11 protein-coding genes are annotated in these 13,136 nt (G+C 68.4%); 5 read left to right on the top strand and 6 right to left on the bottom strand.

What is annotated here, in order from left to right:
- Nucleotides 1-3: 3 nt before the first annotated feature.
- Nucleotides 4-1,110 (bottom strand): NAD(P)H-dependent flavin oxidoreductase, encoded by a 1,107-nt coding sequence (locus tag F9C12_RS11580; protein ID WP_409465861.1) that lies wholly within the window; start codon nucleotides 1,108-1,110, stop codon nucleotides 4-6.
- Nucleotides 1,111-1,118: 8 nt separating this feature from the next.
- Entirely contained in the window at nucleotides 1,119-2,714 is a 1,596-nt protein-coding gene (locus F9C12_RS11585; RefSeq protein ID WP_409465862.1) for an acyl-CoA synthetase, read from the bottom strand.
- A gap of 65 nt (nucleotides 2,715-2,779) precedes the next feature.
- On the opposite strand from F9C12_RS11585, the gene F9C12_RS11590 reads away from it, so the two are divergent.
- A complete protein-coding gene (locus F9C12_RS11590) occupies nucleotides 2,780-3,568 on the top strand; it encodes a crotonase/enoyl-CoA hydratase family protein (protein ID WP_409465863.1) in 789 nt (262 codons plus the stop codon).
- Nucleotides 3,569-3,655: 87 nt separating this feature from the next.
- Here F9C12_RS11590 and F9C12_RS11595 read toward each other — a convergent pair whose 3' ends face one another.
- Nucleotides 3,656-5,185 carry an acyl-CoA synthetase gene (locus F9C12_RS11595; RefSeq protein WP_409465864.1) on the bottom strand — a complete coding sequence of 510 codons (1,530 nt, stop codon included), beginning with the start codon at nucleotides 5,183-5,185 and terminating at the stop codon, nucleotides 3,656-3,658.
- Nucleotides 5,186-5,264: 79 nt separating this feature from the next.
- Here F9C12_RS11595 and F9C12_RS11600 point away from each other — a divergent pair, with 79 nt between their 5' ends.
- From F9C12_RS11600 to F9C12_RS11610, 3 genes are read left to right on the top strand one after another with little or no spacing between them, the layout of a single operon-like run.
- Complete coding sequence (locus F9C12_RS11600; RefSeq protein ID WP_409181982.1) at nucleotides 5,265-6,248, top strand: Zn-ribbon domain-containing OB-fold protein; 984 nt, start codon at nucleotides 5,265-5,267, stop codon at nucleotides 6,246-6,248.
- 6 nt (nucleotides 6,249-6,254) lie between these two features.
- The gene (locus tag F9C12_RS11605) at nucleotides 6,255-7,307 is read left to right on the top strand and encodes a thiolase domain-containing protein (RefSeq protein WP_409465865.1); all 1,053 of its coding nucleotides are present in this window, start codon (nucleotides 6,255-6,257) and stop codon (nucleotides 7,305-7,307) included.
- Nucleotides 7,304-8,467 carry a thiolase domain-containing protein gene (locus F9C12_RS11610; protein ID WP_409465866.1) on the top strand — a complete coding sequence of 388 codons (1,164 nt, stop codon included), beginning with the start codon at nucleotides 7,304-7,306 and terminating at the stop codon, nucleotides 8,465-8,467. The genes F9C12_RS11605 and F9C12_RS11610 overlap by 4 nt, the downstream gene beginning before the upstream one ends.
- Before the next feature lie 32 nt (nucleotides 8,468-8,499).
- On the opposite strand, the gene F9C12_RS11615 is transcribed toward F9C12_RS11610, so the two are convergent.
- From F9C12_RS11615 to F9C12_RS11625, 3 genes are all read right to left on the bottom strand, one after another.
- Nucleotides 8,500-9,531, bottom strand: coding sequence for a YhjD/YihY/BrkB family envelope integrity protein (locus tag F9C12_RS11615; protein WP_409465867.1), 1,032 nt, complete (start codon nucleotides 9,529-9,531; stop codon nucleotides 8,500-8,502).
- Between the two features lie 43 nt (nucleotides 9,532-9,574).
- Nucleotides 9,575-10,360: a transglutaminase-like domain-containing protein gene (locus F9C12_RS11620; protein WP_409465868.1), complete on the bottom strand. Its 786-nt coding sequence runs from the start codon at nucleotides 10,358-10,360 to the stop codon at nucleotides 9,575-9,577.
- Between the two features lie 66 nt (nucleotides 10,361-10,426).
- Nucleotides 10,427-11,653 carry a cytochrome P450 gene (locus F9C12_RS11625; RefSeq protein ID WP_409181987.1) on the bottom strand — a complete coding sequence of 409 codons (1,227 nt, stop codon included), beginning with the start codon at nucleotides 11,651-11,653 and terminating at the stop codon, nucleotides 10,427-10,429.
- Nucleotides 11,654-11,908: 255 nt separating this feature from the next.
- On the opposite strand from F9C12_RS11625, the gene F9C12_RS11630 reads away from it, so the two are divergent.
- Entirely contained in the window at nucleotides 11,909-13,039 is a 1,131-nt protein-coding gene (locus F9C12_RS11630; RefSeq protein WP_409465869.1) for a steroid 3-ketoacyl-CoA thiolase, read from the top strand.
- Nucleotides 13,040-13,136 lie beyond the last annotated feature (97 nt).

The raw sequence follows: 13,136 nt of genomic DNA on the forward strand, positions 1-13,136 counted from the left end.
ACCTCAGCGGATCTTGTCCAACCGGGAAACAGTCTCCTCGAACCCCTCCACCAAATCCGCCATCACCTCGGCCACCGGGCGGACCCGGTCCATCCTGCCGACGATCTGGCCCACCGGCATCGACACCACCGACGGGTCCGCGGCGGCGTGGATTCGGTTGTGGGCATGGGAAACCAGCAGGTTCTGCAGCGGCATCGGCAGCGGTTCCGGCGCGTCCGGCGCCGCCCAGGCTTCCGTCCAGCGGGTTTTCAGCAGGCGGGCGGGTTTGCCGGTGTAGATCCGCGTGCGGACGGTGTCCGCGGAAGTCGCCGCGACCAGTGCGTTTTGCATTGCCTCCGATTCGGGCATCGTTTGGAGGTATTCCCGCGTCGCGAGCCAGTACGAGCCCATCCACGCGCCCGAAGCTCCCAAAGCCAGTGCGGCGGCGACCTGGCGGCCGGAGCCGATTCCTCCGGCCGCCAGCACCGGGGCGCGGTCGCCGACGGCGTCGACGATTTCCGGGACCAGCACCATGGTCGCGATTTCGCCGGTATGGCCGCCTGCCTCATGTCCTTGCGCGACAACGAGATCCACGCCGTTGTCGACGTGCCGGGCGGCGTGCGAGCCCTTTCCGGCCAGGGCCGCCACCGGGACGCCCGCGTCGTGCGCGCGGGTGATCACGTCGACCGGAGGCGAGCCCAGTGCGTTGGCGATGAGGCTGATCCGGTGGTTCAGCGCGACGTCCACATGGGACCGGGCGACCGAGTGCAGCCAGCCCAGCACCCCGGCGCGTTCGTCGGTGTCGTCGGGCAGCGGCGGGACCGCGAGATCCTTCAGCACTTTGTCGACAAACGCCCGGTGGCCCGGCGGGATCAGCTCGTTCAGGTCGGTCTGGGTGCCTTCGGAAGGGATCTTCGCCGGCATCACGATGTCGACGCCGTAAGGCTTTCCGTCGGTGTTTTCGTCCATCCAGGACAGCACCGCGTCGAGTTCGGCGGCGTCGTTGAACCGGACGCAGCCCAGCACGCCCATGCCGCCCGCGCGGCTGATCGCGGCCGCGACGTGCTCCGACGGGGTGAATCCGAAGATCGGCACCTCGATGCCGAACCGGTCGCACAACGATGTGCGCATGCGCCCTCCTAGGCGGGTTCGTGTTCGGCGGCGTACCGCTGGGCCCACGGATAGTCCGGCTTCCCGCTCGGCGAGCGGCCGATTTCCTCGGCCAGCCACACCGTCCGCGGCACCTTGTACCCGGCGATCTCGGTCCGCACGTGCGCTTCCAGCGCGGCCAGATCCGGTTTCACGCCGGGCCTCGGCTGGACGACGGCGGCGACGCGCTGGCCGAGCCGGTCGTCCGGGATGCCGATGACCAATGCGTCGAAAACGTCCGGGTGCGATTTCAGCGCGCCTTCGACTTCTTCCGGATACACCTTTTCGCCGCCGGTGTTCACGCACTGCGATCCCCGGCCCAGCAAGGTAACCGTGCCGTCTTCCTCGTAGCGCGCGTAATCGCCGGGCACGACGTAGCGGACGCCGTCCACTTCAGTGAAAATAGTGCGGGTTTTCTCCGGATCGCCGTAATAGCCGAGCGGGACGTGGCCGCGGCGGCCGATCAAACCGACCGCTCCGGGTTTCGGTTCGACCACTTCGCCGTTGTCGTCCAGCAGGATGGCGTCCTTGCCAAAGTTCACTCGCGGCCCGGCGGAATGGTCGGAATCCTTGCCCACCATGCCGATTCCGGTGAATCCGCTCTCCGACGAGCCGATCGCGTCGGTGATCACGACGTTCGGCAGCATCTCCAGGAATTCCTGTTTCACCGAATGCGAGAACAGCGCCGCGTGGCTCGACACCGCGACCAGCGACGACGCGTCGTAATCGCCGGAGCGGTACGCGTCCACGAGCGGCCGCGCCATCGCGTCGCCGACGATCGTCAGCACCTGCACCTTGTGCTCCTGCACCGCGCGCCACACGTCGTGCGCGTCGAACTGCGGGACGAACACCACCGGGCTGCCGGTGAACAGCGCGCCGAACGCGGCCCACTGCGCCGCCCCGTGGATCAGCGGCGCGGCGGGCAACCGCACGAGCGAACCCGATTTGCCTTGTTCGCTGAGCGTCCATTCGTCCGGCACGTACTCGCCGGTGACGAAGTTGATGCCGCCGCCCAGCGCGCGCCAGATGTCCTCGTGCCGCCACAGCACCCCTTTGGGGTAACCGGTGGTGCCGCCGGTGTAGAGGATGTACAGATCGTCGGCGCTGCGCTCGCCGAAGTCGCGTTCGTCCGACTCGGCCGCGAGCGCCGCCTCGTACTCGACGCCGGTCTCGTACGGCGTGTCCGAACCGTCCTCGACGACTACAACGTGTTTCAGTTTTGGCGTTTCCGGCAGCACCGCCGCCACCCGGTCGGAGTAGCGCCGCTCGTGCACCAGCGCCACCAGGTCGGCGTTGGTGAACAGATAGCGGAGCTCTCCGTGGACGTAGCGGTAGTTCACGTTCACCGCGATCGCGCGCAGTTTGTACGCGGCGAACATGGCTTCCAGTGCTTCGATGGAGTTCCGGGAATAGACACCGATGTGGGAGCCGGGTCCCACGCCGTGCGCGGCCAGGTGGTGCGCCAGCTTGTTCGCGCGCTTCTCCAGTTGCGCGAAGGTGACCTGGCGCGGTCCGCACACGACCGCGACGCGTTCCGGCACGGCGTCGACGGCGTGCTCGAGTAGATCCGCGATGTTGAGTGCCACGCACCCAAAGTAGAACATGTTATCGTTCTGGGCAATGACCCCGGCCAGCTGAGAAGGAGGCCCCGGTGGCCGAACCCCACGCACTCGTCAGCCTCGAAGGCCACACGCTCGTGGTGACGATGAACCGTCCGGAAGCCCGCAACGCCCTCACCGGCGAAATGCTCTCGATCATGGTCGAGGCCTGGGACCGGGTGGATTCCGACGACCAGGTGCGCAGCTGCGTCCTCACCGGCGCCGGCGGCGCGTTCTGCGCGGGCGCGGACCTGAAATCCATGTCCCGCAACGCTCCCGACAAATCCTTCTCGAACGGCTCCTTCGACCCGAGCCGCATCGAAGGCCTGCTGAAGGGCCGTCGGCTGACCAAACCGCTGATCGCCGCCGTCGAAGGCCCGGCCATCGCGGGCGGCACGGAAATCCTGCAGGGAACGGACATCCGGGTGGCCGCGGAAAGCGCGAAATTCGGCGTCTCGGAACCCCGCTGGGGCCTGTTCCCGATGGGCGGCTCAGCCGTGCGGCTGCCCAGGCAAATCCCGTACACCGTCGCCGCCGACCTCCTCCTCACCGGCCGGCACATCACCGCCGCGGAGGCCCGCGACATCGGACTGGTAGGCCACGTCGTCCCCGACGGTCAGGCGCTGACTCGCGCGCTGGAACTCGCTGAACTGATCAACGACAACGGCCCGCTCGCGATACGCGCGATCCTCAAGACCATCCGCGACACCGAGGGCATGCACGAGGAAGACGCCTTCAAACTGGACGCGAAGTACGGCATCGAAGTCTTCGCCTCCGCGGACGCGAAAGAGGGCCCGAAAGCCTTCACCGAAAAACGAAAGCCGAACTTCCAAGGCCGCTGACCACTGTCGGTGAGGGGCACCCTGAGGGAACCCAGGGTGCCCCTCACCGACGTTCAGCCCACCCGGCTGAGGGGTGGTGGCCCACCTTCACGACACGTATCGCTCCCGCAGCTTCCTCTTGTACAACTTCCCATTCGGATCCCGAGGCAGTTCCGGCAAGTAATCGACGGACCGAGGCAACTTGAACCGAGCCAACCGAGTCTCCGCATAAGCAAGCAACTCAGCCGTCAGCTCAGCCGACCCCTCGACCCCCTCGGCAGGCTGCACCACCGCCTTGATCGCCTCGCCCCAATCCTCGTGCGGCACCCCGAACACGGCCACATCGGCCACCTTCGGATGCATCACCAGTTCTCCCTCGATCTCCGCCGGGTAAATGTTCACCCCGCCGGAAATGATCATGTCTGCTTTGCGGTCGTGCAGGAACAAATACCCGTCCTCGTCCAGATGCCCGACGTCACCCAACGTGAACAGATCCCCGACCCGGGCCTTCTCCGTCTTGGCCTTGTCGCGGTGGTACTCGAACTTCGAGTCGCCCATCTTCATGTACACCGTGCCGGTCTCGCCGGTCGGCACTTCGTTCCCGTCGTCGTCGAGAATCCGAATGGTCGACCCCGGCCACGGCAACCCGACCGACCCCGGCTTCCGCAGCCAGTCCTCGCCGGAAATCACCGTCCCGCCGCCCTCGGTCGCCGCGTAGTACTCGGTGACCACCGGCCCCCACCACTCGAGCATCTTCCGCTTGACCTCGAGCGGACAAGGCGCGGCCCCGTGAATCATCACGCGCAGCGAACTGAGGTCGTATTTCGTGCGCACCTCCTCCGGCAAAGCCAGCAAGCGGCGGAACTGCGTCGGCACCATATGGCTGTGCGTCACCCGATGCCGCTCGATCAACCGCAGCATTTCCTCGGCGTCCCACCGGTCCATCAGCACCGCGGCATGCCCCAGCTGCAGCGAAATAGCCACGAAATTCAGCACCGCCGTGTGATACAGCGGCGACCCGCACAAATGCACGTGATCGTCGAACGGCCGCAACCCGAACACTCCGAAGAACCACGTCGACGCGGCGGGCACCTGATCCGGATCCGCTCCGGTCAACGGCCGCTTGACGCCCTTGGGCCGCCCGGTCGTGCCCGAGGTGTAGAGCATCGGCGACCCCGCGGTCCGGTTGTCCGGCCGCCCGTCCCCGAGCCCCGCGCCCAACTCCTCGACACGACGGAAGCCCGGCACCGACCCCACGGCGAACCGCGCCGACGCGGGCAGTCCGGCCTCGTCGGCCGCCGCCACCGCGACGTCCGCGAACCGTTCGTGCGCCAGAAACGCCTTGGCTCCGCTGTCGGAGAGGATGTATGCCACCTCCGGTCCGACGAGATGCCAGTTCACCACCACCACGTACAGCCCGGTCTGGATCGCCGCGAAGTGCGCCGCGACCAGGTCGTCGCCGTTCGGCAGCAGCAGCACCACCGCGTCGCCGACGCCCAGTCCCAGCTCGCGCAGCCCCGAGGCGTACCGGTTGGCTTTCGCGGTCAGTTCGCCGTAGGTGATTTCCCGCCCGTCCGGATCCACCAGCGCCACCCGGGCGGGCTCGGCCGCGGCGATGGTCCACAGTCCCAGGTCCATCCTTCAAATCTAGAACGCGTTCCACATAGACACAACAGGTTCCTTGCCTCGGATTCGAGAACGTGTTTCACTCGGAGCCGTGACGGTTTCGGATGCCCCTCTGTCGGCGCCGCTCAACGTCGGCTTCGACTACACCCGTTCGACCGGCCCGGTGCTCGGCCGGTTCGTCAACGCGTTGCGCGAACGCCGGATCGAAGGCGTGCGCGGCAGCGACGGCCGTGTGCACGTGCCGCCGGTCGAGTACGACCCGGCCACCGCGGACCCGTTGACGGAGTTCGTCCCAGTCGCCAGCGAAGGCACAGTGGTTTCCTGGTCCTGGTGCGCGGATCCGCTCGACGGCCAGCCGCTGTCGCGCCCGTTCGCCTGGGTGCTGGTGAAACTCGACGGCGCGGACACCAGCCTGCTGCACGCGCTCGACGCCGGCTCGCCGGACAATGTCCACATTGGACAGCGCGTGCGCGTGCGATGGGCTGACGAGACGGTCGGCCACATCCGCGACATCGCGTACTTCCTGCCCGCGGACGCGCCGGACACCACGCCCACCGAGGCTCCGCCTCCGGTGGCGGAACGCGAAGACGGCGCACCGGTCAGCGTGATCATCACGCCGGTGCACCTGAAATACCAGCATTCGGCGTCGCCGGAGGAAAGCCGGTACCTGCGCGGTCTCGCCGAGGGCCGGATGCTCGGCCAGCGCTGCCCGGAATGCGGCAAGGTGTACATCCCGCCGCGCGGCGCGTGCCCGGTCGACGGCGTGCCGACCACCGACGAGGTGGAACTGCCTGACACCGGCATCGTCACGACGTTCTGCATCGTCAACGTGCCGTTCCTCGGCCAGCGGATCAAACCGCCGTACGTCGCGGCCTACATCCTGCTCGACGGCGCCGACATCGCGTTCCTGCACCTGGTGCTCGGCTGCGCCGCCGAGGAGGTCCGGATGGGCATGCGCGTGCGCGCCAGCTGGCGGCCGCGCGAGGAATGGTGGACGTCGCTGGAGAACATCAGCCACTTCGAACCCACCGGCGAGCCGGACGCCGCGTACGAGACCTTCGCCCACCACCTGTGAGGAACCATGCCTGAAGTAGCCGTAGCCGGTTTCGCGCAGGCGCCCAACGTCCGCAAGACCGAGGGCACCACCAACGGCGTGGAAATGCTCGTGCCGATCCTCGCCGAAGCCTTCGCCGCCACCGGACTGTCCAAACAAGACATCGGATTCTGGTGCTCTGGCTCCTCGGATTACCTTGCCGGGCGCGCGTTTTCGTTCATCGCCGCGGTGGACGCGCTGGGCGCGTTCCCGCCGATCCACGAGTCCCATGTGGAAATGGACGCCGCCTGGGCGCTGTATGAGGCATGGCTGAAGATCCGCACCGGCGAGGTCGACACCGCGCTCGTGTACGGCTTCGGCAAGGCCAGCGCCGGACAGCTCCGCCGGGTCATGGCGATGCAGCTCGACCCGTACCTCGTCACTCCACTGTGGCCGGACTCGCTGGCGATCGCCGGACTGCAGGCCCGATTGGGCCTCGAGGGCGGGCTTTGGTCCGAAAAGGACATGGCCGAAGTCGCCGCCCGTTCCCGGGCAGACGCGGCTAACAATCCGGCCGCGCAGCTGTCCGGAACCGTGGACGCCGCCGAGCTGCTCGACACTCCGTATGTCGCCGATCCCCTTCGCGCGCATGACATCGCGCCGGTGACGGATGGCGCGTCGGTGATCATTCTGGCGTCGGAGGAACGAGCCCGCGACCTCGTGGAGCGGCCCGCGATCATTTCCGGGCTGGAGCATCGGATCGACTCGCCCGTGCTCGGCGCGCGGGACCTCACGCGCTCCCCCTCCACCGCCGCGGCGGCCGCCCGGCTCGATCTCGACGGCGTCGAACTGGCCGAATTGCACGCGCCGTTCACGCACCAGGAACTCGTCCTGCGCCGCGAACTCGAGCTTGACGACAGCGTCCGGATCAACCCGTCCGGCGGCGCGCTCACCGGGAATCCGATGTTCTCCGCTGGTCTCGCGCGGATCGGCGAAGCAGCCGCGCGGATCCATCGCGGCGAGGCGGCGAAGACGCTCGCCCACGCGACCAGCGGACCTGCCCTACAGCAGAACCTCCTCGCCGTGCTGGAGGCACGATGACGAAACAGCTCGCCGCGGTGCTCGGAACCGGGCAGACGCACCACCGCGCGAAGCGCACCGACGTGTCGATGGCCGGTCTGCTCCGCGAAGCGATCGACCGTGCGATGGCGGACGCCCAGGTCGGCTGGGACGACATCGAGGCCGTCGTGATCGGCAAGGCGCCGGACCTGTTCGAGGGCGTCATGATGCCCGAACTGTTCCTCTCGGACGCGTTGGGCGCGAACGGGAAACCGCTGATCCGCGTGCACACCGCGGGTTCGGTCGGCGGATCGACCGCGCTGGTCGCGGCTTCGCTGATCCAGTCCGGCGTGCACCGGCGCGTGCTCACGGTGGCCTTCGAGAAGCAGTCCGAGTCGAACGCGATGTGGGGTCTTTCGATCCTGCCGCCGTTTCAGATGCCGGTCGGTGCTGGGGCCGGCGGATACTTCGCGCCGCACGTCCGGTCTTACATTCGCCGTTCCGGCGCGCCCGAGCACATCGGGGCGATCGTGGCGGCGAAGGATCGGCGCAATGGCGCGTTGAATCCGTTCGCGCATTTGCAGCAGGCGGACATCACGGTCGAATCGGTGCAGGCGTCACAGATGCTCTGGGACCCGATCCGGTACGACGAAACATGTCCGTCCTCCGACGGCGCCTGCGCGATGGTGCTCGGCGACGAAGCCGCCGGGGACGCCGTGCCGGGCGGCGCGGCCTGGATCCACGCGACCGCGATGCGGACCGAGCCCACGACGTTCGCCGGACGCGACCAGGTCAGCCCGCAAGCCGGTCGCGACGCGGCAGCGGCGTTGTGGCGCGACGCGGGCATCACCGATCCACTGTCCGAAGTGGACGTCGCGGAGATTTACGTGCCGTTCTCCTGGTTCGAGCCGATGTGGCTGGAAAACCTCGGCTTCGCTGCCGAAGGAGAGGGCTGGAAGATCACCGAAGCCGGCGATACGGCGATCGGCGGGCGGTTGCCGGTGAACCCGTCGGGCGGCGTGCTGTCGTCGAATCCCATTGGGGCGTCCGGGATGTTGCGGTTCTCCGAAGCGGCGAAGCAGGTGATGGGCCGCGCGGGCAAGTACCAAGTGGACGGTGCCCGGGTCGCGATGGGACATGCCTACGGCGGCGGCTCGCAGTACTTCAGCATGTGGGTCGTGGGGGCAGCTAAGCCCTCGTGAGTGGCAATCCCGGTTCTAACCGGGATTGCCACTCACGACCCCTTCCGACGCCTCCTCAACGCGAACAACGTCCCCAACGCGCCCACGACAGCGCCCAGCAGCGCCGCTTTGCCGCTGTTCTGCTTGGGCGCGATGATCGGCCGCAGCTGCGTCGCCGCCGGGGGCTGGACCGGCTTGCGCGGTGCGTCGCGGGCGGTGGCGGTCCAGGCCGTGATGTAGATGAGCATCCGGGCGATCAGCGAGATGAAGAACAGCAGACCGATCACCGAACCGAACGCCACGCCGGACGGCGATTTGCTGATCAGGTTCAGGTAGAACCCGCCGGCCAGTTTGAGCAGTTCGAAGCCGATCGCCGCGGCGACCGCGCCGCGCATCGCGCTGCGCCAGCCGACGCGTTCCCGCGGCAATCGGGTGAGCACCCACAGGAACACCATCCAGTCGGCGAGCAGCGCCAGCGGCACCGAGACGAACGAAAGCAGATTGTGTCCCCAGCTCGTGTCCTCGACGCCGACGAGCCCGAGCAGCGACCGGCCGACCGCGGTGCCGGACACCGAGATCCCGAAGGACACCAGCAGCGCCGCGGCGAGGCCGAGCAACGCCAGCACGTCCATCAGGATCGTGCGCAGCAGCGGCCCCTCCGACCGGTTCTGGCCGTACATCGCGGTGAGCGCGTCCCGCAGCGCGTTCATCCAGTTCCAGCCGGAGTACAGGCCGACGACCAGACCGGCGACCCCGACGCCGGTGCGCTGCTCCACGAACCCGGTCAGGATCGACGACACCTGCGAGCCGATCGGGCCGGGCAGCGAACCGGAAATGCCGCGGACCAGCGCGTCCAGCAGATGCGGCTGCGTCGCGAGCACGAACCCGGCCGCCGACGACGCCAGCATCAGGATCGGCACCAGCGAGAGCAGGCTGAAGTAGGTGATCGACGCGACGTAGTGGTAGCCGCCGTAGTCGATGTACCGGTTGGTGGCGCGCGCGATGTGGTCCAGCCATCGGTACCGGGCACGCGCGCGGGCCCATCTGCTCGGCCCGGGGGTCTTGCGGGAACGCTTCACCGTCACTGTTTACCCAGCGGACGCGCTGTTTGTCGCAAAAGACACGCATTCAGGCCAGTACGACCGGGGCGTGCCCGTCGTCACGCGGCAGCGGCTCGTCGGTCGTGGCGAAGACGGTCGCGCCGAGGAAGTCGAGTTCGCAGCCCAGCGTCGCGAGGAACGGGGTGTCGGCGGCGTCGCGTCCGGTCGCGATGCGGAGCATGGTCTGCCGCGGGGCCAACCGGGTGGCGTCGAAGACATACCAGCGGCCGTCGATGCCTGCTTCGAAGACCGCGTGGAAGTCCATCGGCTGCAAACCCGGGGCGTACACCGAGGTGTAGCGCGCGGGGACATCCACGAGTCGGCACAGTGCGACGCATACGTGCGCGAAGTCGCGACAGACGCCTTCGCCGGCGAGGAGCGTGTCGATGGCGTCGCAGGTGGGGCCGCCGGAGCCGACGACGTACGCGAGCCTGCGGTGTACGTGGTCGACAATCGCCTGCACTCGCGCCCGCGCGCCGGTCAGGTCCCCGATGCCCGGCGGCAGCAGACCGCCCATCCGGTCGGACGGGCAGTACCGGCTGGGCCGCGTGTACCGCGCGATGTCGGCGAGCGTGACGGGTTCGGCGTTGCCGCGATGCAGCACGCGTTCGCCGTGATAGGTGACGCGATGCTCGCCCTCGGCGAGGTCGTAGACCTCCGCGCGGGTGCCGTGTTCGAACTCGGCGGTGCGCGCGGAACCGGCGTCGGACACGGTGAGTTCGCCGGCGTCCGCGCGCACGGCGGCGACCGAGATCGCGGCGAGACCGGGTTTCGTCACCCGGACGCCGAATTCCACGTCCACCGTCGTGCGCACGGGGCCATCATGCCGGTGCGTCGCGTTCCTTGCCGGGCAGCCGGTCCGCCCGGGCGTTTCGCCTGCTCAGGCGTAGCGGACCTGGTAGTGCTTGATCCCGTTGAGCCAGCTGGAACGCAGCCGCTCGGGCGCGGAGACCTCGGTGATGCCCGGCATCACGTCGGCGATCGCGTTGAAGATCAGGTCGATCTCCAGCCGGGCCAGGTTCGCGCCGATGCAGTAGTGCGAACCGGTGCCGCCGAAGCCGACGTGCGGGTTGTCCTCGCGCAGGATGTCGAACTTGCCGGGCTCGTCGAAGACGTCGGGGTCGAAGTTGGCCGAGCTGTAGAACATCCCGACGCGGTCGCCCTTGCGGATCTGCGCGCCGCCGAGTTCGGTGTCGCGGGTGGCGGTGCGCTGGAACGCGACGACCGGCGTCGCCCAGCGGACGATCTCGTCCGGCGCGGTCTTCGGGCGCTGTTCCTTGAAGATCTCCCACTGCTCCGGGTGGTCCAGGAACGCCTTCATGCCGTGCGTGATCGCGTTGCGGGTGGTTTCGTTGCCCGCGACGGCCAGCAGGATCACGAAGAAGCCGAACTCGTCGGAGCCGAGCGATTCGCCGTCGACGTCGGCCTGGACGAGCTTCGTGACGATGTCGTCCATCGGGCAGCGGCGGCGGTCCTCGGCCATGTTCCAGGCGTAGCCGACGAGTTCCGCCGACGCGGCGATCGGCTCGAGGTCGTATTCCGGGTCGTCGTAGGCGATCATCTGGTTGGACCAGTCGAAGATCTTGAGCCGGTCCTCCTGCGGCACGCCGATCAGCTCGGCGATCGCCTGCAGCGGCAGCTCGCACGCGACGTCGGTGACGAAGTCCCCGGAGCCCTTCTTCTTCGCCTCGGACACGATCCGCTCGGCGCGGTCGCGCAAGGTGTCCTCGAGCTTCGCGATCGAGCGCGGGGTGAAGCCCTTCGACACGATGCGGCGGAGCTTGGTGTGCTGCGGCGCGTCCATGTTCAGCAGGACGAGCCGGTTGGCGTCGAGGCCCTCGGCGGTCATCTGGTCGTCGAACCGGATGATCGCGGTCTTTTCCCTCGACGAGTAGAGCTCGCTGTCGCGCGAGACCGCCTTGACGTCGGCGTGGCGCGTGACGACCCAGTAGCCGTCGTCGCCGAATCCGGCGGTGTTGTGGGGCTGCGGGTTCCACCAGACGGGCGCCGTGCGGCGGAGTTCGGCGAACTCCTCCAGGGGCAGCCGACTGGCGTAGAGGTCCGGATCGGTGAAGTCGAAACCGGCGGGCAAAAGCGGGGCTGCCACGGCTTGGCCTCCTGCGCGGGATCGGCGGTGATACCCAACTGCAACGCGTTCTATGACCCCAGTAGAGCATACGGTGTTAACCAACGGAACCACCGTGAGTGAAACCTGTTTACTTTACCGTTCCAGAACCAATCCGTGCAGGTGAGCGCTTGCTCAGCGGGACGTGATCGTCTTCCGCGCTGTCGTGCGGCTGCTTGTCATTAACAGGAACGTGTTCTAGTTTTGCGAGCGACGGAGCTTCGGAAGGGGACACTCGTGGGCGAACCGGTGATCGTGGCCGCGGCACGCACGCCGATCGGCAAGCGCGGCGGCTGGCTGTCCGGCCTGCACGCGGCCGAACTGCTGGGCGCGGCGGTGCGCGGGGTGGTCGAACGGGCGGGCATCGATCCGGCCGAGGTGGAGCAGGTGATCGGCGGGGCGGTCACGCAGGCGGGCGAGCAGTGCGGCAACCTGACCCGCACCGCGTGGCTGCACGCGGGCCTGCCGGAATCGACCGGCGCCACGACGATCGACGCGCAATGCGGTTCGGCGCAGCAGGCCGCGCACCTGGTCGCCGGCTTGATCGCGGCGGACGCGATCAGCGTCGGCGTGGCGTGCGGCGCGGAGGCGATGAGCCGGGTGCCGCTGGGCGCGAACCGCGGCGAGGGCGTCGGCTCCCCCAAACCGGACGCGTGGTCGATCGACATGCCGGACCAATACGGTGCGGCGGAACGGATCGCGATCCGGCGAGGCATCACGCGCGAGGACGTCGACGCCTTCGGCGTGCGGTCGCAAGCCAACGCCGCGGCCGCGTGGGCAGCCGGGCATTTCTCCCGGGAGATCGTGCCGGTCCAGACGGAAGCCGGTGTGGTGGACCGGGATCAGGGCCTGCGGGAGACCACAATGGAGGGTCTGGCGCGGTTGAAGCCGGTGGTGCCGGACGGAATCCACACGGCGGGCTCGTCGTCCCAGATCTCCGACGGCGCCGCGGCGGTGCTGCTCATGGACGCGTCGCTGGCCCGCTCGCTGGGCCTGCGCCCGCGCGCCCGGATCCGGCGGCAAGCCCTGGTCGGCGCCGAGCCGTACTACCACCTGGACGGCCCGGTCCAGGCTACGACGCGGGTCCTCGACGCGGCCGGGATGAAGATCGGCGACATCGATTTGTTCGAGGTGAACGAGGCCTTCGCGTCGGTCGTGCTTTCGTGGCAGCGCATGCACAATCCGGACGAGTCGCGGGTGAACGTCAACGGCGGCGCGATCGCGCTGGGCCACCCGGTGGGGAGCACCGGCGCGCGGCTGTTGACGACCGCCCTGCACGAACTGGAACGCCGCGACGCGACGACGGCCCTGGTCTCGATGTGCGCCGGCGGGGCGATGGCGACCGCGACGATTCTGGAGCGGATCTGAGCTGACGGCCGCGTCGGGGGTGGGTTGGGCTGGCTGGTTTTTGCCTGGTTGGTGCCGGTTGTGCTGCGGCAGGAGGGTTTCGCGGGAGTCCGGTTCG

Origin of the sequence: Amycolatopsis sp. GA6-003 (assembly GCF_046267895.1) — a bacterium.
GTDB lineage: Bacteria > Actinomycetota > Actinomycetes > Mycobacteriales > Pseudonocardiaceae > Amycolatopsis.